General features: G+C 46.0%; 17 protein-coding genes. 14 read left to right on the top strand and 3 right to left on the bottom strand.

Going from position 1 to position 20,184, the window contains the following annotated elements; genetic code table 11:
• Positions 1-7: 7 nt before the first annotated feature.
• Positions 8-1,183, bottom strand: a complete 1,176-nt coding sequence (locus tag BLHYD_RS13330; RefSeq protein ID WP_005950272.1) for a pyridoxal phosphate-dependent aminotransferase — start codon at positions 1,181-1,183, stop codon at positions 8-10.
• A gap of 345 nt (positions 1,184-1,528) precedes the next feature.
• Here BLHYD_RS13330 and BLHYD_RS13325 point away from each other — a divergent pair, with 345 nt between their 5' ends.
• The 8 genes from BLHYD_RS13325 to accC all read left to right on the top strand — a co-directional run bounded on the left by BLHYD_RS13325 (position 1,529) and on the right by accC (position 9,639).
• A complete protein-coding gene (locus BLHYD_RS13325; protein WP_155799569.1) occupies positions 1,529-2,494 on the top strand; it encodes a LysR family transcriptional regulator in 966 nt (321 codons plus the stop codon).
• 355 nt (positions 2,495-2,849) lie between these two features.
• On the top strand, positions 2,850-3,578 hold the full coding sequence (gene pxpB / locus BLHYD_RS13320) for a 5-oxoprolinase subunit PxpB (RefSeq protein WP_005950287.1): 729 nt from the start codon (positions 2,850-2,852) through the stop codon (positions 3,576-3,578).
• 2 nt (positions 3,579-3,580) lie between these two features.
• Complete coding sequence (locus BLHYD_RS13315; protein ID WP_005950288.1) at positions 3,581-4,537, top strand: 5-oxoprolinase subunit C family protein; 957 nt, start codon at positions 3,581-3,583, stop codon at positions 4,535-4,537.
• Positions 4,534-5,502, top strand: coding sequence for a D-2-hydroxyacid dehydrogenase (locus BLHYD_RS13310; RefSeq protein WP_005950290.1), 969 nt, complete (start codon positions 4,534-4,536; stop codon positions 5,500-5,502). The genes BLHYD_RS13315 and BLHYD_RS13310 overlap by 4 nt, the downstream gene beginning before the upstream one ends.
• Before the next feature lie 18 nt (positions 5,503-5,520).
• Positions 5,521-6,276 (top strand): LamB/YcsF family protein, encoded by a 756-nt coding sequence (locus BLHYD_RS13305; RefSeq protein ID WP_005950292.1) that lies wholly within the window; start codon positions 5,521-5,523, stop codon positions 6,274-6,276.
• Between the two features lie 92 nt (positions 6,277-6,368).
• On the top strand, positions 6,369-7,715 hold the full coding sequence (locus BLHYD_RS13300) for a dicarboxylate/amino acid:cation symporter (RefSeq protein ID WP_021845113.1): 1,347 nt from the start codon (positions 6,369-6,371) through the stop codon (positions 7,713-7,715).
• Between the two features lie 126 nt (positions 7,716-7,841).
• Entirely contained in the window at positions 7,842-8,282 is a 441-nt protein-coding gene (locus BLHYD_RS13295; protein WP_005950295.1) for an acetyl-CoA carboxylase biotin carboxyl carrier protein, read from the top strand.
• Positions 8,283-8,298: 16 nt separating this feature from the next.
• Positions 8,299-9,639 carry an acetyl-CoA carboxylase biotin carboxylase subunit gene (gene accC, locus BLHYD_RS13290; protein ID WP_005950297.1) on the top strand — a complete coding sequence of 447 codons (1,341 nt, stop codon included), beginning with the start codon at positions 8,299-8,301 and terminating at the stop codon, positions 9,637-9,639.
• 67 nt (positions 9,640-9,706) lie between these two features.
• Here accC and BLHYD_RS13285 read toward each other — a convergent pair whose 3' ends face one another.
• Both BLHYD_RS13285 and BLHYD_RS13280 read right to left on the bottom strand, forming a co-directional pair.
• A complete protein-coding gene (locus BLHYD_RS13285) occupies positions 9,707-10,381 on the bottom strand; it encodes a FadR/GntR family transcriptional regulator (RefSeq protein WP_005950299.1) in 675 nt (224 codons plus the stop codon).
• A 28-nt stretch (positions 10,382-10,409) separates the two neighbouring features.
• On the bottom strand, positions 10,410-12,386 hold the full coding sequence (locus tag BLHYD_RS13280; protein ID WP_005950300.1) for a sodium-translocating pyrophosphatase: 1,977 nt from the start codon (positions 12,384-12,386) through the stop codon (positions 10,410-10,412).
• Positions 12,387-12,813: 427 nt separating this feature from the next.
• Here BLHYD_RS13280 and BLHYD_RS13275 point away from each other — a divergent pair, with 427 nt between their 5' ends.
• From BLHYD_RS13275 to hslO, 6 genes are all read left to right on the top strand, one after another.
• On the top strand, positions 12,814-13,269 hold the full coding sequence (locus BLHYD_RS13275) for a MarR family winged helix-turn-helix transcriptional regulator (protein ID WP_005950302.1): 456 nt from the start codon (positions 12,814-12,816) through the stop codon (positions 13,267-13,269).
• On the top strand, positions 13,262-15,430 hold the full coding sequence (locus BLHYD_RS13270) for an ABC transporter ATP-binding protein (RefSeq protein WP_260784528.1): 2,169 nt from the start codon (positions 13,262-13,264) through the stop codon (positions 15,428-15,430). Before BLHYD_RS13275 ends, BLHYD_RS13270 begins: the two co-directional genes overlap by 8 nt.
• The gene (locus BLHYD_RS13265) at positions 15,423-17,258 is read left to right on the top strand and encodes an ABC transporter ATP-binding protein (RefSeq protein WP_005950308.1); all 1,836 of its coding nucleotides are present in this window, start codon (positions 15,423-15,425) and stop codon (positions 17,256-17,258) included. Before BLHYD_RS13270 ends, BLHYD_RS13265 begins: the two co-directional genes overlap by 8 nt.
• Positions 17,259-17,623: 365 nt before the next feature.
• Positions 17,624-18,364 carry an alpha/beta hydrolase family protein gene (locus BLHYD_RS13260; RefSeq protein ID WP_005950310.1) on the top strand — a complete coding sequence of 247 codons (741 nt, stop codon included), beginning with the start codon at positions 17,624-17,626 and terminating at the stop codon, positions 18,362-18,364.
• Between the two features lie 154 nt (positions 18,365-18,518).
• Positions 18,519-19,292: a class I SAM-dependent DNA methyltransferase gene (locus BLHYD_RS13255; RefSeq protein ID WP_021845119.1), complete on the top strand. Its 774-nt coding sequence runs from the start codon at positions 18,519-18,521 to the stop codon at positions 19,290-19,292.
• A 3-nt stretch (positions 19,293-19,295) separates the two neighbouring features.
• A complete protein-coding gene (gene hslO / locus BLHYD_RS13250; protein WP_005950315.1) occupies positions 19,296-20,174 on the top strand; it encodes an Hsp33 family molecular chaperone HslO in 879 nt (292 codons plus the stop codon).
• Positions 20,175-20,184 lie beyond the last annotated feature (10 nt).

Raw genomic sequence — 20,184 nt, 5'->3', positions numbered from 1 at the left:
TCCTCTCTCAGTTCAATTTTTCTAATGCTTTCTTGATTCTGTCAGCAGCCTCCATCAGATCTTCCATAGAGTTGGCAAAGGAAAATCTCATGCAGTTAGCGCCTCCTTTTCCATAGGCATCTCCTGGGACTCCTGAGACTTTGGCGTTGTCTAGCAGATAATCACAGATCTCGTAGGAGGACATGTTTGGGATATTGAATTTTACCCAGGCGTAGAAAGTCCCCTCTGGTTTTTCACAGGTGACGCAGGGAATCTCGTTGAGGCGGTCGATAAAGGCATCTCGCCTCTGCTGGTAGATACGGCACATCTCGGCCATTTCCTCATGGCAGTCCAAAGCAGTCATTCCTCCGTCCTGTATGAATCCGCTGGTGCAGGTCATCATGTGCTGCCAAAGCTGAATCATGTGTTTTAGGACGGTTTCTGAGGCACAGGCGTAACCCAGGCGCCAGCCGGTCATGGCGGCACATTTTGAAAAGCCGTTGATGGTGATTACCTGGTCAGCGATTTCAGAAAAGCTGGCAAGGCTGATGTGTTTATTGCCATCAAAGATTACCTTCTCGTATATTTCATCAGATAAGATCAGCACGTCAGGGTGCTTTTTGAGATAGGAGACCAATTCCAGGGCTTCGTCCTCATGGAGAATTTTACCGGTGGGGTTACAGGGATAATTGATGATGATTAGACGAGTTTTTTCCGTAGTGGCATCCTCTAACAGCTTCTCACTGATACGGTAGTTGTCCTCATAGGAAAGCCCCAGAGATACAGGTACTCCGTAGGAGGCAGAGATGATCGGCTCATAGGAGACCCAGTTGGGTTCAGGACAAAGAACCTCGTCGCCCGGATTCAGCAGTGAACGGACGGCGGTGTAGATGGCAATTTTGCCGCCAGGGGTCACCAGGATATTGTCTTTTGTACAATTGATATGATTCTCTTCGCGGAGCTTTTTTGCAATTTTTTCGCGGAATTCTGGAATTCCAGCTCCCAGAGTATAGTGGGTGTCATGTTTGTTTACCATCCCATCATAGGCTGCGTCACAGATTTTTTTCGGAGTTGGAAAGTCTGGATCACCGCCGCTGAGCCCGATTACGTTTTCGCCGTTCATTTTCATAATCTTGGCTTTTTCAATGTATTTAATTGAAGCAGATGGTTTTAGGCTTTCGATCGCATTGTTAAAAGTATTCATACAGAGACCTCCATTCCTTGTATAGCTTTGTATTCTCAGCATTCAAAGTCAGCAACTGTTTTGTCACTGAAATCGTAACTATTCAGCCATAACAGCTTGGATTGGCTGCTGCGCAGCTTATATCGCCGCATATGCGGCGAAATCCTCGCTTACGGTTAAGCGCCATATACCTGATAAGAGACAAACTTCTCTGCAAGCAAGCTTGTTCCGGATTTTTGTTCTTATCAGTCGCATGGCTGAACAATTACCTGAAATCATCTTATCATAGCCGAAAATGATTGGAAAATGAATAATTTTATTGTATAATATAAAAAAAATGAATATTATGAGGAAGGGGGAGAGAAATTGAATTTTTCTGAGATAGAGACTTTCCTGATGATCGTCCAGACGAAAAACATCACGAAGACATCGGAGAATCTGTTTTTATCGCAGCCGACGGTCAGTCACCGTCTGAAAGCTTTGGAAGATGAACTGAATACCAAACTGATCGTGAGAAAAAAGGGCCATAAAACGATCGAGCTGACTCCGAAGGGGGAGGAATTTATATCCATAGCCCAAAGGTGGATGACTCTGTGGAGAGAAATGCAGATGATTCAAAGCGGTCAGGAGAAGATATTGCTGACAGTGGGGTGTATTGATACGCTGAACACAACGGTGATGTATCCGTTTTATTCCCAGGTCCTCAAGGAAAAAAATCAAATCAATTTAAGACTGCGCACACATCAGTCTTCGGAACTGTATGGCCTGCTGGAAAAGCATGAGATCGACATCGGATTTGTGTATCACCATCTTCATTACAAAAATGTCGTGGCGACTCCCGTATTGAGGGAGAAAATGTATTTGGTCCAGCGGGAAGAGTATGCGTTGCGCAAAGAGCGGATTCACACCGATGAGATGGACCCGCGAAAGGAATTGTTTTTTAGTTGGGATACCAACTATCAGATCTGGCATGACCAATTTATCAATCAGTCTCCCCATTCACGCCTTCAAGTGGATACTTTTATGCTAATCAGCAATATTTTAGGGGAGGACGGCAGTCTGTGGCTGATCGCACCGGCCAGTACAGTCCGGGAACTGGCGAAGTATCATAAGTTGTATGTTAGCGAGATTGCCAATGAGACTCCACCGCCGGAACGACTTACCTACGAGATCAAGCATAAATATACAGGAGCAACGCTGCAAGAAGGCATTGGTATATTTGACGATATGCTGCAGAAGTATTTAAAAGAGAGGTACAGAGATATCTGGGTGCTGCGAGGGATGGGGGTATCTGAAAAATGGAAAAATGATGAGAAGAAAGGGCAAGTTTAAGACTTAGCCCTTTTTTATGTCATAGGAAAACCCCTTACGATGATAGAAACGCTCCGTTGTAGATGCGCACTTGCACAAGAGGTAGCCGCCGCAGGCGGCTGTGCTCGGCGCGCAAAGTGAGCTGCGCCCCTCAAGATTGAGGGGATAGGGAAGTTGAAGTGGGTTTGCCCACTTTGTTCTGTCGTTCAGAGTCGTTGTGTGAAAAATGGCGATTTTTTGAGATAAAAATAAAAAAAATTTATATATTATAATCAAATAATTCATTTTTATACATTAAAGTTATGTGATACTATTATTGCATTAAGAAAACGAAAAGAAATGATGGATATTTTAGAGAAAATACGTAGGAGGTGAAATGATGGAAATACAGTTTCTTCCTTCCGGTGATATGGCAATCACGGTCGAGTTTGGTAAAGAGATCAGCTTGGATACGAATAAAAGAGTGCGGATGCTTCATCACAATCTGAAGGAACATCCTGTGAATGGAGTGATTGAGACAATTCCTACTTACGCGGCGCTGCTAGTGATTTACAGACCAGATGTCATTCTGTTTGATGGGCTTGTGGGAACTTTAAAAGAGCGGATTGAGCAAATGGATGCTGTTCAGATGCCGAAGGCCTATGTGACGGAGATTCCGATTTTGTATGGAGGCCAGTGGGGAATTGACTTGGAGGAATGTGCGAAGCTAGAAGGAATTACGGAAGATGAATTTATCCGTATTCACTCGGGAAGTGAATACTATGTGTATATGCTGGGATTCGCGCCGGGACATCCTTATACGGCCAGATTTGAGCGAACGTTTCATTTCAAGAGGAGAGAATCTCCGAGACTGAAAGTCCCAGGTAGTTCTGTGGTGGCTGCTGAGAATTTGTCGAATATTCTGCCCTTTGACCAGCCGTGCGGATGGAACCTCATCGGTTCAACTCCTGTCAAAATGTGTGATTATCAGAGAGAAGAACCCTTTCTTCTTAGTGCCGGTCAATGGATTCGTTTCGTGCCGATCAATGAAGACAGATACCATGAAATCAAAGAAAATGTGGAAAAAGGGCAATATCAATGCAGAACCTATGAGAAGGAGGAGTGAGCATGGGAATACGAGTGGAAGACGGTGGAATGTTCACTACAGTGCAGGATGAGGGGAGGTTTGGTTACCAGCAGTTTGGAATGACCACGGCTGGCCCTATGGACCGATACTCTTTTCATCTGGCGAATATCCTGGTCAGCAATCCCAAAGGGGAGGCTGCATTAGAGATCTCTATGATTGGGCCTAAACTGAGGATTGAGCGGGACAATGTGATGGCGATTACCGGAGGAGACTTAGGTCCTCTTCTCAATGGAAAGCCAGCCCCAATGTATCAGGCTTTCCAAATAAAGAAAGGAGATCTGCTGAGCTTTACCGGTATGAAAAACGGGTGCCGGGGCTACCTGGCATTTGCAGGCGGCCTGGATATCCCCGTTATCATGGGAAGCAAGGCGACTCTGGTGAGAAATGAAATCGGCGGTGTAGAAGGGAGAACTCTGAAGGCAGGAGATGAGATCGGTTTTTCGAAACCGCAGTCGGAGTTGCCGGGGATGGGAAGGAGAAAACTTCCACAGGATTTGTTTGCAAAAAAAGAAGTCGTTCTAAGAGTGGTTCTAGGACCGCAGCGTGATGCTTTTACCCGAGAGGGAATCCGGCAGTTTTTCTGGCACAGCGCGCGGATTACCGCTGAATTTGATCGGCAGGGTTGCCGCTTGGAATGTGATACACCCATAGAGCATGTGGTAGATGGAAATACCATGACAGACGGGATTGTCTGTGGGTCTATTCAGGTACCCAGCAACGGGATGCCGATTATTATGTTGGCAGATCACCAGACGACAGGTGGTTACACGAAGATTGGGACGGTGATTTCCACGGATATCCGAAAACTGGCGCAGAGTATTCCGGGGATGAGAGTACGGTTTGTGGAGGTGTCCATGAATTTGGCGCAGCAGTTATATATCCGAGAGATTGAGAGAGAAAACGAATGGATGAAAAAAATAGAAGGAGAAGTGTTATGAAGATTGTAGTGTTAGACGGTTACTGCTTAAATCCAGGGGATTTAAGCTGGAAAGAGCTGGAAAAATTGGGCGAATGCCATGTGTATGACAGAACCTCTCTTACAGACGTGGAGGAAGTGATCGAGAGAATTCAGGACGCGGAGATTGTGATTACGAATAAGACGCCGATTTCCAAAGAGGTGTTCCAGAGATGTCCCAATATAAAATATATTGGAGTTCTTGCTACCGGATATAACGTAGTGGATGTGGATACAGCAAAAGAAAAAGGAATTCCTGTGGCGAATATTCCTACCTATGGAACTGCGTCTGTAGGACAGTTCGCGATTGCGCTTTTACTGGAAATTTGTCACCATATCGGACATCATAACCAGGTGGTTCACGAAGGAAAATGGGAACAGAACCCAGACTGGTGTTTTTGGGACTACCCATTGATCGAGTTGGACGGAAAGAATATGGGAATTATTGGATATGGACGCATTGGGCAGTCGACAGGAAGGATTGCTCAGGCGCTGGGCATGAAAGTACTGGCCTATGACGCATTTAAGAATCCAGATTTGGAGAATGAGAACTGCAAATACGTGGAGCTGGACGAGCTGCTCAGTCAATCGGATGTCATTGCGCTGCACTGCCCATTGTTTCCGGAAACCGAAGGAATCGTCAATAAAGAGAATATTGCCAAGATGAAAGATGGTGTGATTATTTTGAATAACTCTAGAGGGCCGCTGATCGTAGAGCAGGATTTGGCAGATGCTTTGAACAGTGGAAAAGTAGCTGCGGCAGGTCTAGATGTGGTGTCCACAGAACCTATTAAGGGTGACAATCCTTTGCTGGGTGCGAAGAACTGTATCATCACACCCCATATTTCCTGGGCACCAAAGGAGTCACGCCAGCGCCTGATGGATATCGCGGTGGACAACCTGAAAGCTTATCTGGCAGGTAAGCCAGCAAATGTGGTAAACGCATAAAGAGAAGGAGGAAGCAGGATGTACACAATTGATTTAAACAGTGATCTGGGAGAAGGATTTGGCGCCTACAAGATGGGAGCAGACGAGGAAATTATTCAATATGTGACAGCAGCCAATGTAGCCTGTGGTTGGCATGCCGGAGATCCGATGATTATGGACCGCACAGTGAAAATGGCAAAAGAAAACAACGTGGTTGTAGGAGCACATCCGAGTTATCCGGATTTGGTGGGATTTGGAAGAAGAAAGATGGTTCTGTCCCCCCTGGAGATCAAAAACGACATGAAGTATCAGATTGGCGCTCTGATGGCGTTTACACAGAGTGAGGGAATGAAGCTTCACCATGTGGCACCGCACGGTGCACTGGGAAATCAGTGCCAATATGATAAAGAAGTGGCCAGGGCAATCTGTGAAGCTGTGTACGAGGTGGATCCGGAGTTGATTATCTATTACTGTGCAGGAGCAGTTTTAGGAGAAGAAGCTAAAAAGATTGGGCTTCGAACTGCGTCAGAAATTTTTGTGGACCGTGCCTATATGGATGATCTTTCCTTAGTTCCCAGGAAGATGGAGGGCTCTATGATTACTGATGAAGAGGTGGCGATCAGTAGATGTGTCCGTATGATTAAAGAGGGAAAGGTGACATCAATTACAGGGAAAGAATTGGATATTAAAGGAGATACACTCTGTGTTCACGGAGATGGACCGAAAGCGTTGGCATTTGTGAAGAGAGTCAGAGAAGCTTTTGAGAGAGAGGGAATCGAGATTAAAAGCATTTAAGAAAAAAGATGATTCCCGCTTTGAATTGGCGCTGGACAGCGGCTTTGTATTAGATGGGGAACATCTCAAAGATAGAGAAGTGGAGGTACCATATGAAAGAACAGAAAAAAGGGATGTCTGTAGTAAAGAAAATGATGATCGCGCTGATTGCGGGATTGATCGTGGGAATTGCCTGCCTGTTTTTGAGAGAAAATTTGATTGCATCTGGAAATGAGAATATCTGGAATTGGATCAATAAGCTTCTGTTCCAGGATATTACGGTGGAAGAGGGCGTAAGCGCGGTAGGCATCTTCTATATCGTCGGTCAGGTCTTTATGAGAGGTCTGCAGCTTGCGATTGTTCCGTTGGTGTTGGTTTCTTTGAGTTTGGCGATGTGCAGCATTTCCAATTCCACAAAGCTGGGGAGAATTGCGGTTAAGACTCTGTTGGGATTTTTTGGATTTTATGTCTGTGGCGCGTTTTTAGCCTGTGCTGTGGCTTACGGAGTGAAATCCTTGGGAGCTTTTGATGTTGCTCTGCCCAGTGAGGCTGTTGCCGAAGCTTCAACAATCGAAGCATTCAACCCGCTGGCAACGATCGTAAACGCGGTTCCATCCAACATTACGGAGGCATGCAGCTCCAATAACAGCATTCTAGCTGTTGTGGTGGTCGCTATCATTATTGGACTTTCTCTGAATCACCTGGGTGAGAAAGGGGATGCACTGAAAAAGGTACTGGAAAGTGGAAATGAGGTCATTCAGCTCTATTTAACTTTCCTGATCAACAAAGTGGGTCCTGTCGCTATTTTTTGCTTGATTTCCAGAACTTTCGCGATATATGGTATCGAATATTTGGCACCAGTGGCTTCTTATGTGGTAGCGGCGATGCTGACACTGTTCGTTCTGGTTGTGACCATCTATCCGATTGGAATCTATTTTACAACTGGATTAAATCCAGCAAAATTCTTAAAGAAGATTGCTAAGGTTGGAATTTTTGGATTTTCTACGAACTCCTCAGCAGCATGTTTGCCGCTGAACAAAAAAACCTGTGTGGAGGAGCTAGGATGCAGTGAGGAGATTAGTAGCTTCGTGTTGCCTACAGGTATGACCATCAATATGAACGGAACCACAGTCATGCATATGTTTGCGGTTACATTTATTGCTACTGCAGCCGGGATAGAAGTGACCCCAGCAAACATGGTAGTGATGGCTTTCCTGTCAATCTGTGCAGCGGCGGGGACACCGGCGATTCCGATCGCAGGTACAACGATGATCTTTACCGTACTGTCAGGCATGGGCTGGACGACGGATGCGTGCATGATAGGATATGCTCTGATTGTGGCGGTTAACCGTCCGGTAGAGATGGCACTATTGCCTCTGAACGTTATCGGTGATGCGGCTACTAACGTCATTGTAAACGCGAAAGAGAAGGAATTAAACAAAGAGGTATATAACGGTTAAAGCCGTCGAACGTAAAATTACAGCGGTTGGTTATTGAATACATATGGGAAGTGGACTTAGAAGAAGGGCTGTGGGGAAAAGGCCCTTCTTCTGTCATATAAGAACAAACCATAAAGGTTAGGGCAGATGAATTGGTCACAGAAAGGTATGGGGGAAATGATGGAATTTGACAGAATTATGGAATTGATCTTCGCGATCAGCGAATCAGAGCTTACAGAATTTGAATACAGAGGAAACGACGTGGAACTTTGCATGAGAAAGGAAAGCAAAGAGAGAAAGAGGCAAAGAGACATCCCAGATCCGGACAAACCCTCGCTGGAGACGGAAAAAAAAGAAGCCTGTGTGAAAGAAGGGTGTCTGGTAAAATCACCGATGGTGGGCATTTTTTATGAGATAGAAGGAATTATGCCTGGAACCAGAGTGGAAAAAGGCCAGCTCTTAGGCAATATTGAGGCCATGAAAATGATGAATGAGATTAAAGCAGAACAGGCTGGAAGGCTAGAAGAGATTTTTGTCAAAGACGGACAGACCGTAGAGTATGCACAGCCGATGTTTCTGATTAAATAAGAGGAGGGAAGAGGCAGTGTTCCAGAAACTTTTAATTGCGAACCGGGGTGAGATCGCGGTGCGGATCATCCGTGCCTGTCATGAGATGGGAATTTTGACAGTGGCTGTATTTTCGGAGCCTGACAGGGAGGCCCTCCATGTAAAGATGGCAGACGAGGCAGTATGTATAGGGTCTGCGGCTGCAAAGGACAGTTACTTGAATATGGATAGAATTCTCAATGCAGCTTTGATTACTAATGCCCAGGCGATTCATCCAGGTTTTGGATTTTTATCGGAAAACGATCAGTTCGCTGAGAAATGTCAGGATTGGGGAGTGGTTTTTGTCGGACCGTCTTCGGAACTGATACGAAAAATGGGTAACAAGTCTGTGGCGAAAGAGACCATGCGTCAGGCTGGAATTCCGGTGATAGAAGGGAGCAAGGAGCCAGTCTTCGACAATAAGGAGGCTTTGCGTCAGGCTGAGAAAATCGGTTTTCCGGTCATGGTTAAGGCTGCCTTTGGAGGCGGGGGAAAAGGAATGCGGATTGTCTCTGAGAAGAGTGAATTTGAGTCCTTGTTTCGCTTGGCACAGCAGGAAGCAGTACGGTCTTTTGGAGATTCTACCATGTACCTGGAAAAATATATTCAGAACCCAAGACACGTGGAAGTACAGATTGTCGCGGACAGCTTTGGCAATGTAATCTGTCTTGGGGAGAGAGACTGCTCCGTGCAGAGAAGACATCAGAAGATGATTGAGGAGTCCCCGTGTACTGTGTTGGAGGATGAGACTCGTCTTCGTCTGCACGAAGCAGCAGTGGAAGCGGCGAAGGCGGTGGGGTATGAGAGTGCAGGTACCGTGGAGTTTTTGTGTGACAGTGATGGGAATTTCTATTTCATGGAGATGAATACGAGAATCCAGGTGGAACATCCAGTCTCCGAGGCGGTGACAGGTGTAGATTTGATAAGAGAACAGATTCGAGTAGCTTCTGGCCTTCCATTGTCGAAAAGACAGGAAGAGGTCTTCGTGAGAGGACATGCGATAGAATGCCGGATAAACGCAGAGGACCCTCAGCAGAATTTTTCTCCGTGCCCGGGAAAGGTAGAGTATTTGCATATTCCTGGTGGAAAAGGAGTGAGGGTGGATACGGCCATGGAGAGCGGAAGCGAAATTTTACCCTATTATGATTCCATGATTGTCAAGATCATTGTGCATGAGCAAAACCGGGAGCTGGCACTTCAAAAGATGCGATGTGCTCTCAAGGAGTTTCAGATCAGGGGAGTCAGGACAAACCGGGATTTTTTGGAGAAAATTTTAAACGAACCGGATTTCTGTGAGGGAAAGGTAACTACGGGATATTTGGAAAAACATTTTAATTGAAAACAGCTATGCAGAAAGGGGCAATTCCCAAATAGGAGGAATTGCCCCTTGTCATCGTCAAGTAAATCTAATATTTTGATAAGTCACAGCACATATCCGGGTCTAAAATACGTTCTTTTACGATTCCAGGCTTCTTTTTCATTAACATTTCGTAGAGTTTTTTATGCTCCTTGTAACGCTGAGCATTGGTCTTTTTTGTGACTCTTCCCACTTCCGCTAGATAGGAGCGATGAATGGGTTCTAAGTTTTCCATAGCATTGTAGAGAAAAGAATTTTTAGAACCACGGATGATTGCCATGTGGAAAGCGCGATCATAAATTGCGAATTGTTCTCGGTCTTCACCGCAGGCAAACATTCCATCCAGAGCTTTTTTTAGCTCCTCTTCGTCATTCTTTGTAGCGTGGATGACGAACAGTTCAATGGCTTTAAACTCAATGGCTTGCCGGAATTCAAAGAATTCGCGGAAAGCTTCTCCTGCGATCTGTTGTGTCAACAGTCCGTCCGGTTCGTTGTCTTTTTCCGGGCGGCAGACGAAAGACCCCACACCAGGTTTGGTGGTGATTAATCCCTGGCCTTTCAGTTTCTGAAGTGCTGCTCGAACACTGATCCGGCTTACATGAAACATCTCACAGAGCTGGCTTTCAGATGGAAGTTTTTCACCTTCCACCCAATCGCCCTCTGAGATACGGACTACGATTTGATTAAAGACTTCTTCACTCAATGGCAATCTGTCATCGTTCATATAGGCCTCCTACATTGGGTATGTGTTCTTACAGTAATCCACCAATGCTTGCAAACAGAGGTGCAAATACCAAGGCAATGATGGTCATTAGTTTGATCAAAATATTGATAGATGGTCCAGAAGTATCTTTAAACGGGTCACCTACTGTGTCTCCTACGACGCCAGCTTTGTGAACTTCACTGCCTTTTCCGCCGTAATTGCCTGCTTCGATATATTTTTTTGCATTATCCCAGGCACCGCCGGAGTTACTCAGAAAGATCGCAAGCAGAACACCAGTTACCAGTGCGCCGGCAAGCATACCTCCCAGTGCGGTCGGCCCGAGGAGTACGCCCATGACGATCGGTGCGAGTACAGCGATGATACCGGGACGAATCATTTCCCGCAAAGCTGCCTTTGTAGAAATATCCACACAGGAAGTGTAATCTGGTTTTCCAGTTCCTTCCATGATGCCAGGAATCGTGCGAAACTGTCTGCGGACTTCTTCGATCATGGAGTATGCGGCTTTGGAGACGGATTCCATGGTCCAAGAGGAGAACAGGAATGGCAGCATACCACCAATAAACAATCCGATGATAACGTCGGAGTCCAAAATGTCAATGGCCGTCAGGCCGACGGTCTGTGCATAAGATACGAATAGGGACAGAGCTGTCAAAGCGGCAGAACCGATCGCAAACCCTTTACCCATGGCAGCGGTAGTGTTTCCGACTGCGTCCAGTTGGTCTGTGATTTTGCGCACACCTTCATCTAAGCCAGCCATCTCAGCAATTCCACCGGCGTTGTCTGCGATTGGACCGTAGGCGTCTACAGCGACTGTGATACCTGTGGTGGACAGCATACCTACAGCGGCCAGAGCAATGCCGTAGATTCCAAAGGAAGCGAAGGATACATAGATTCCAACTGCGATACACAGAATGGGAAGCGCATTGGATTGCATACCCACAGCAATACCGGTGATAATGTTGGTTGCAGGGCCGGTCTGAGACTGCTCAGCAATCCGTTTTACATAAGAATAACGTTCGGAAGTATAAACTTCTGTAAAAAATCCAATTAATAGTCCAACGATTAATCCAGCGACAATAGCGATTGCGGCATTAAAATTACCGAAGGTTACATGGCTGAGCCAGAATGCCGCGATGGTTACAACGACTGCTGACACATAGGAACCCATTTTCAGAGCCTTATGAGGATTACTGTTTTCGTCACCGCGCACGAACAGGCAACCGATGACAGATGCGAGGACACCGATGGCAGCCAGCACCAGTGGGAAGATAGCTCCGTTGGCCTGATATTCCATGATTCCAAGAGTGACGGCAGATACGATGGCGCCCACGTAGGATTCGAACAGGTCAGCCCCCATGCCGGCCACGTCGCCCACATTGTCGCCCACATTATCAGCAATAACAGCGGGATTTCGCGGATCATCCTCTGGAATTCCACTTTCCACCTTACCAACCAGGTCTGCACCGACATCGGCGGCCTTGGTGTAGATACCGCCGCCCACACGGGCAAACAGTGCGATGGAAGAAGCTCCTAAGCTGAATCCTGACAGCACGTTTGCGTCTCCGGTGATATAGTAGATCAGCGTACAGCCCAAAAGACCGAGGCCTACGACACACATTCCCATCACGGCGCCGCCACGAAAAGCGATGGCCAGAGCGGAGACCATACCGCCTTTTTCAGCAGCACGGGCAGTTCTGACATTTGCCTTAGTAGCTACATTCATTCCACAGTAACCGGCCAGAACAGAGGCGCCTGCTCCGCAGACGAAGCAGATGGCAGTCACCCAGTTTCCCAGGCCGAAGCCGATAGCCAGGAATAAAACAATGACAAAGATGATTAATACTCGATATTCAGCAAACAGAAAGGCTTTTGCCCCCTCATGGATTGCGGTGGAGATCTCTTTCATTCGATCAGATCCCGATTCCGCTTTGCCAACAAAACTTGAGAGAATGTAGGCAAATATCAGACCTACAATTCCCATGGCGATGGCAAAATAAATACTCATTTTTGTTACCTCCTCTTTTTTCCTTTTACTCCTTTTTGATATTACCCCCCAACATTAAAAACGTAGGGTGCCGGACAAGAAATTGGGGTTTTCATGGCCGTGCGCCCATGCCGTTCTTAATAAAGTAATACCTGTAATACAGGTATTATATATCTGCGGATTTCTGATGTCAACAAAATAATTTATTGTTCTTATTAAAGTACAATATACGGGATAGTAGTATTATCAGGCAAAGATTTCTTTCGTGTACAAGGTTCTTTTATTAATAGTTAGCTAGATAAATAAAAGAAATGAGATTTATAGAAGGTTTATACAAATATTAAATATGAAATAAGTGTGAATCTTACAAAAAAAGGTTGAAAATAGAAATGGAAATGATTATAATTAGTTAATCGACTAACTAAATGAAAGAGGTGAGCACACGACTGTGAGACAAGAAGAAAAGATAGAAATTCAGGAACTCTTGATGGGTGTATCCCATGCGTATTTCGTAAAGATTTATCATCAACTGAAACAGATTGGAATTCATCCGGGACAGCTCCCGATCATCAAACTTTTGGACTTTCACGATGGTTTAAGCCAGAAAGAGATAGCGGGGAAATTGTTCTTGAGTGCGCCTACCGTGACCATGAGCATCCGGCGGATGGAGAAGGCCAATATGGTCAGCCGAAGGCAGGATGAGAAAGATCAGAGAATTAGTCGGATTTATTTGACTGAGGAAGGGCGTGCGAGCGCTGCCAAGATTGCGGCACTGCAGGAGGAGAATGAAAAAATGCTGCGTCGAGGTTTTAGTGAGGCTGAGATTTATCTGTTTAAGCGTTTCTGTGAGCAGATAAAAGAGAATATAAAGGAATTGGAAAGGGGATATAAGTTGGATGTTTAAAGTGCTGAAATATTTGAAACAGTCGCTAGGTTATGTGCTCTGCATTATTCTATTGCTGTTTCTGCAGGCCTATTGCGATCTCTCTCTGCCGGATTACACCTCGCGTATTGTGAATGTGGGAATTCAACAGCAGGGAATTGAGAATGGAGTGCCGGACAAAATACGAGTTTCTTCTATGGAACAGCTGTTTGTATTTATGGATGAGAAAGATCAGAGTGAAGTGGAGGATGCCTATAATAAAGAAGGAGATATCTATAAAATAAAAAAAGATGTCTCTGAGGAGAAGGAAGAGCGGTTAAACGAGATCTTTGGGGCTCCGATGCTGATGGCACAACAATTGTCACAAGACAGCGAGCAGACAGAGTTGATTCGGAAAAAACTAAAGCTTCCGCAGGATGCAGATTTGCTACAGGCTATTTCTCAGCTTCCACAGGATGCGAAAGCTCAAATGTTTCAGGAAGTGAAGGATCAGATTTCCCAGATGCCAGAGTCGATTGTGACGCAGACAGCCGTTACCTATGTACGCAGTGAGTATGAGCAGATGGGTGAAGATGTAGATCAGATTCAGATCACCTACATTCTTCACGCTGGCATTCAGATGGTTGGATTGGCCTTGGTTATCATGCTGGCTGCTGTCTCTGTGACGTTTCTGTCAGCAAGGGTTGCGGCGACTTTAGGACATGATCTAAGAAATGCAGTGTACCGCAAGGTCGTAGGTTTTTCTGGAGCAGAATACAATCGTTTTTCTACGGCATCGCTGATTACCAGGAGTACCAACGATATTCAGCAGATTCAGCTTATGACTGCCATGATTTTCAGAATTGCGCTTTACGCTCCTATCTTGGGAATCGGTGGTGTACTAAAAGTGGTGAAGACAGACGTGTCGATGTCCTGGATTATCGCCCTTGCCGTCGTGCTGATCTTGATTGTGATCGGACTCTTGTTTAAGATTGCAATGCCCAAATTTACGAAATTGCAGTATTTGATTGACCGTCTGAATCTAGTGACTAGGGAAATCTTGATGGGAATTCCAGTAATCCGAGCGTTCAGCAGGGAAAAGTTTGAGGAAGAACGGTTTGAAGGGGCGAATCAGAAACTGACTCGCACAAACCTGTTTGTGAATCGCTGCATGACTTTTATGATGCCGACGATGATGCTGATTATGAATGGAATCTCTGTGATGATTGTATTTTTCGGTTCTAAGGCGGTGGATGCGGGAACCATGCAGGTTGGCAATATGATGGCGTTCATTCAATACTCGATGCAGATCATTATGGCATTTCTTATGATTTGTATGATGTCAATTATGCTGCCGAGGGCGGACGTAGCTGCTAAGCGAATTAATGAGGTGCTAGAGACGACGGAGACAATTTTAGATCCAGAACAGCCGAAACAGCCAGAGGAGAGTCAAAGAGGCACAGTTCAGTTCGACCATGTATCTTTTACCTATCCGGGGTCCAGTGAAAAGATTTTAAGAGATATCTCATTTACAGCAGAGAGAGGGCAGACGGTGGCCTTTATTGGAAGCACAGGAAGCGGTAAGAGTTCTCTGGTAAATTTGATTCCTCGTTTTTATGATGTGACATCAGGAGCTGTACGGGTAGACGGTGTGGATGTCCGGGAGATGACGCAGAAGGAGCTGCGTTCCAAGCTGGGTTATGTGCCCCAGAAGGGCGTCCTGTTTTCTGGAACAATCGCCTCGAATATTCGGTATGGATGTCCGGATGCAGATATGGATGTGGTGAGACAGGCGGCGCAGGTAGCTCAGGCTACGGAATTCATTGAAAATAAGCCGGATACCTATGATTCTCCCATCGCTCAGGGAGGAACCAACGTCTCAGGAGGCCAAAAACAACGGCTTTCCATCGCAAGGGCAATTGCGAAAAAACCGGAAATCTTTATCTTTGATGACAGTTTTTCCGCTTTGGACTATAAGACGGATGTGGTTCTTCGACGTGAGCTGAAAAAAGCCACGAAAGATGCAACAACTTTGATTGTGGCTCAGAGAATCAGCACTATTTTACAGGCAGATAAGATTATCGTGTTAGATCTGGGCAAAGTAGTAGGGATGGGAACTCATAAGGAATTGCTGAAGTCCTGTGAGGTGTACCGCCAGATTGCAATGTCGCAGTTGTCAGAGGAGGAATTGGCCAATGAGTGAAAATCGTAGGATGCGCGGCCCTGGAATGCGCGGGATGCGCGGCGTGGAGAAAGCCAAAGACTTCAAGGGTGCCGTAAAAAAGTTAGTGAACTATTTGAAGCGCTATAAATATCGCTTTCTGCTGATGCTGATTTTTGCGGTCGGCAGTACTGTTTTTAATATTGTAGGACCTAAAATTCTGGGAAATGCCACCACGGAGCTGTTCTCCGGGCTGATGGAGAAAATACAGGGAACCGGTGGCATAGATTTCGGGAAGATCGGGTCCATCTTGCTGTGGGCTTTGAGTCTGTATCTGGTCAGTGCGTTGTTTTCCTTCGTCCAGGGGTTTGTGATGACGGGAATTTCCAACGATGTGACCTATTCTATGCGTAAAGAAATTTCTCAGAAGATCAACAAACTTCCGATGAAATACTTTGAGAGTCGTACCAACGGAGAAATCTTGTCCAGAGTGACCAATGATATCGACACGTTACAAGTCAGCCTGAATCAGAGTATCACGCAGTTGATTACTTCGATTACCATGTTGATCGGCGTGTTTGTAATGATGTTGAGTATCAATGTCTGGATGACGCTGATTGCAGTTTTGATTCTTCCGATTTCTGGGTTTATCATTGGAAAGGTCATGAAAAGATCACAGAAATATTTCCAAGCTCAACAAAAATATCTAGGCGAGGTCAATGGGCAGATCGAGGAGACTTATGGTGGGCACAATGTGGTGAGAGTGTTCAATCAGGAAGAAGCAGTTTTGGAGGAATTTGAGAGGGATAACCGCAAACTTTATGAGTCGGCTTGGAAATCTCAGTTCTTCTCTGGTATGATGATGCCGATCATGCAGTTTGTGGGAAACTTGGGATATGTGATGGTAGCTCTGCTGGGCGGTGTCTTTGCGATTAAGGGCGTGATTCAGGTGGGAGAAATTCAGTCTTTCTTCCAGTATATCCGAAATTTTACCCAGCCGATTCAGCAGATCGCTCAGGTCAGCAATATGCTTCAATCCTCAGCGGCTGCGGCGGAACGTGTCTTTGAGTTCTTAGAGGAAGAGGAAGAAGATCAGACTGTGGAACAGCCGGCGGATATCGCACAGCTTTCAGGAAATGTAGAATTTGAACATGTGAAGTTCGGCTACAATCCGGAAAACATCATTGTCAAAGACTTTTCAGCGAGAGTGAAGGATGGTCAGAAAGTGGCGATCGTAGGTCCGACCGGCGCGGGCAAGACGACGATGGTAAAACTCTTGATGCGTTTTTATGACGTCAATGGCGGAGCGATCAAGGTGGACGGCCATGATGTGAGGGACTTTAACCGGAGCCAGCTTCGAGAGATGTTTGGAATGGTGCTTCAGGATACCTGGCTGTTTTCGGGAACCATTATGGAGAATATTCGCTATGGCCGTCTGGATGCCACGGATGAGGAAGTGAAGGCAGCGGCAAAAGCAGCCCATATTCACAACTACATCATGACGCAGCCGGACGGTTATCAGACGATGCTGGATGAGGAGACCAGCAATATCTCCCAGGGTCAGAAACAGCTTTTGACCATTGCCCGCGCGATTCTGGCGGACAATAAAATTTTGATTCTGGATGAAGCTACTTCATCGGTGGATACCCGGACGGAGATGCAGATACAGAAAGCGATGAATAACCTGATGAAAGGAAGGACCAGTTTTGTGATTGCGCATCGTCTGTCAACGATCAAAGACGCAGATTTGATCTTGGTTATGAAGGACGGAGATATCATCGAACAGGGCAGCCACGAGGAACTATTGGCTGCGAAAGGTTTTTATTCTCAATTGTATAACAGCCAGTTTGAAAAAGCGGAGGCAGTGTAGGAGACTGGCGAATGTATGTTCGTGTAAACAATGCTGGTCAGGTTTAACGCGAAAAATATCCCGTATGGAGTCAATACTCTGTACGGGATTTCTTATGTTATAGAAGGTTACTGTTCACTTACTTGCAGTTCGTGGGCAGTAACACGCTTCGCGTTGCACATGAACTGCTGTAAACAGCAGTTTGGCGCGAGTATGTCTTGGGATTCTTGTACAAAATGTACGAAAACACCTCGTGGGAAATTGAAGGCATGGACTGTAACATAAGAAGGGCCTCGTCATGCCTAGGATTATTGATTGACGTGCTTTGCTGAAAAAGATACAATAGAAAAAAGAAAACTCTTTTGTGAGAGATAAAGGAGAAAAAGATGCGAAAAGCCTATAGAATTCAGTTGTGTTTGACTGCGGCGCTGTTGGCGGGTTGTCTGGCAGGTTGCGGCGGCAGTGAAAAGACCTCGGCACCTGTGAAAGAGGAGGCCCAGATTGCTGCAGAGACACCCACGGCGACTCCAAAACCCACGGCCACAATCACGCCGACGCCCATGCCGGAACCTGTGAAGTATCAGACAGAAGATAAAAAAATGATTTTATACCTTCCAGATAAGAGCTGGGAGAATGTCTCAGATCAGGACGGCATTCGGCTGTTTGAGTCAGAAGGAAAGGGAAATATTACAATTTTGCACGGGACAAAGGAAGAGCTAGAAGACTTCATAATTCCTGACAGTGAGAAAGCTGTGGGGCAGTTCTATAAGGAGAATGGAATTGGCAAGAGGGACTATGAAGTACAAAAGTATGTGAATAACTCTATAGGAGATGTGGGAATCTACCGGTACACAGTGAGGTTTGAGGAAGCTGCCGGGTTTGAATATGTATACAGTGTCAATTATGTGGTCACAGCTGGCAGCGAGATCTTCAGTGTCTCCGGGACTGTGCAGCAGGACGATGTAGCTTTGCTAGAACAGATCACAAATGCGGTGGAGAGCCTTCAGATCTGTGAGACGGACGCGACGGCAGCGGAACAGACGGAGGATGGGCATGAGGAAAGTAATGAGAAGGACGGCGGGACCAGTGAAGATTTTCAGGAAAATCCTCAGTTTGTTGAACCATAGGAAATCCTCCGATCAGGAATGGAAAAGACGTTTTGCTGTGAAGTCGAGGCTGTTCAGACTGGAAAAATCGTGCTACAATAACCAAGGAAAAACGGCGTCCAGGTAAATGAAAAAGCAGAGGGTAAGGGTGCTAAGGGAAGACAGGAGGAAGCAGGTGGAAGCATATGGAGAATTTGCCAGGGTTTATGATTTGTTCATGAGTGATGTGGACTATGAATCCTGGGAAAAATATATAACGGGTCTGTTACGAGACAATGGAATCTCAGAGGGTTTGGTGCTGGAACTAGGGTGTGGGACTGGCAGCTTGACCACTCTTTTGTCAGAGGCAGGCTATGATATGATTGGTGTGGACAACTCCCCTCAGATGCTACAGGAGGCTATGGAGAAGAAGGGGAAACAGGACATCCTCTACTTGTTGCAGGACATGCGGGAATTTGAATTGTATGGGACTGTGCGTGCGGTGGTCAGTGTCTGCGATTCTTTGAACTATATCATTGAAGAAGAGGAACTTTTGCAGGTCTTTCGTCTGGTAAATAATTATCTAGACCCAGGCGGCTTGTTTGTTTTTGACCTGAATACAGTTTATAAATATGAAGTTTTGCTGGGAGAGAAGACGATTGCGGAGGACAGGGAAGAAGGCAGCTTTATCTGGGAGAACGAGTATGACTCTAAAACGGGGTTAAATGTCTATGAATTGTCCTTGTTTCTTCCCAGGGAGGATGGCTTGTATGAGAAATACGAGGAAGAGCATTTACAGCGGGCTTATTCTCTGGAAACCATTCAAAGATTGTTGTCTGTGGCGGGAATGGAATTTCTGGCGGCCTACGATGCGTTTACCAGACAGCCGCCCAGGACAGACAGTGAGAGAATTTATGTGCTGGCCAGGGAGAGCGGAAAAAGTGAACAAGTGACGGAAAGGAAGAATTAAAATATGTCAGATTATATAGTAAGAGGAATGGCTGCGAATGGCCAGATTCGGGCATTCGCGGCGCTGACTAAGGATACGGTAGAGACAGCCAGGCAGGCGCACGACACCAGTCCGGTGGCGACAGCAGCTCTGGGTAGACTCCTGACAGCGGGAGGAATGATGGGTGCCATGATGAAAGGTGAGCAGGATGTATTGACACTGCAGATCAAAGCCGGGGGACCTCTTCAGGGTATCACGGTGACAGCGGATTCACAAGGAAATGTCAAAGGGTATGTAGGAAATCCCCAGGTGATATTGCCTGCCAACGAAAAAGGGAAATTGGATGTGGCTTCCGCTGTAGGGCCGGGTTTTCTCAATGTGATCAAAGACATGGGAATGAAAGAACCATATTCCGGGCAGACCATGCTTCAGACCTGTGAGATTGCTGAAGATTTGACTTACTATTTTGCTACCAGTGAGCAGGTGCCCTCGTCCGTGGGCTTAGGCGTGCTGATGGGTAGAGAAAACACAGTGAGACAGGCCGGTGGGTTTATTGTACAGTTGATGCCGTTTGCCGAGGAAGCGGTGATTTCTCAGTTAGAGGATAATCTAAAAGGGATTACTTCGGTGACGGGGTTGCTGGACGAGGGAAACACACCGGAGCAGCTGCTAGAGAGACTCTTGGGAAATCTAAATTTGGAGCTTTCCGATACCCTTCCGGTGCGTTTTTGCTGCAACTGTAGCAAAACCAGAGTGGAAAAAGCCCTGATTAGTATTGGCCGGCAGGAGTTAAAGAGCATGATACAGGAGGGAAAGCCGGTGGAGCTAAACTGCCATTTCTGCAATACAAATTATCAGTTTTCTATAGAAGAATTAAAAGATATTCTGCACAGATGCAGATAGGAAGAGGTGT

It is taken from the genome of Blautia hydrogenotrophica DSM 10507 (assembly GCF_034356035.1).
GTDB lineage: Bacteria > Bacillota > Clostridia > Lachnospirales > Lachnospiraceae > Blautia_A > Blautia_A hydrogenotrophica.
This window is presented reverse-complemented; position numbering and strand designations above follow the sequence as displayed.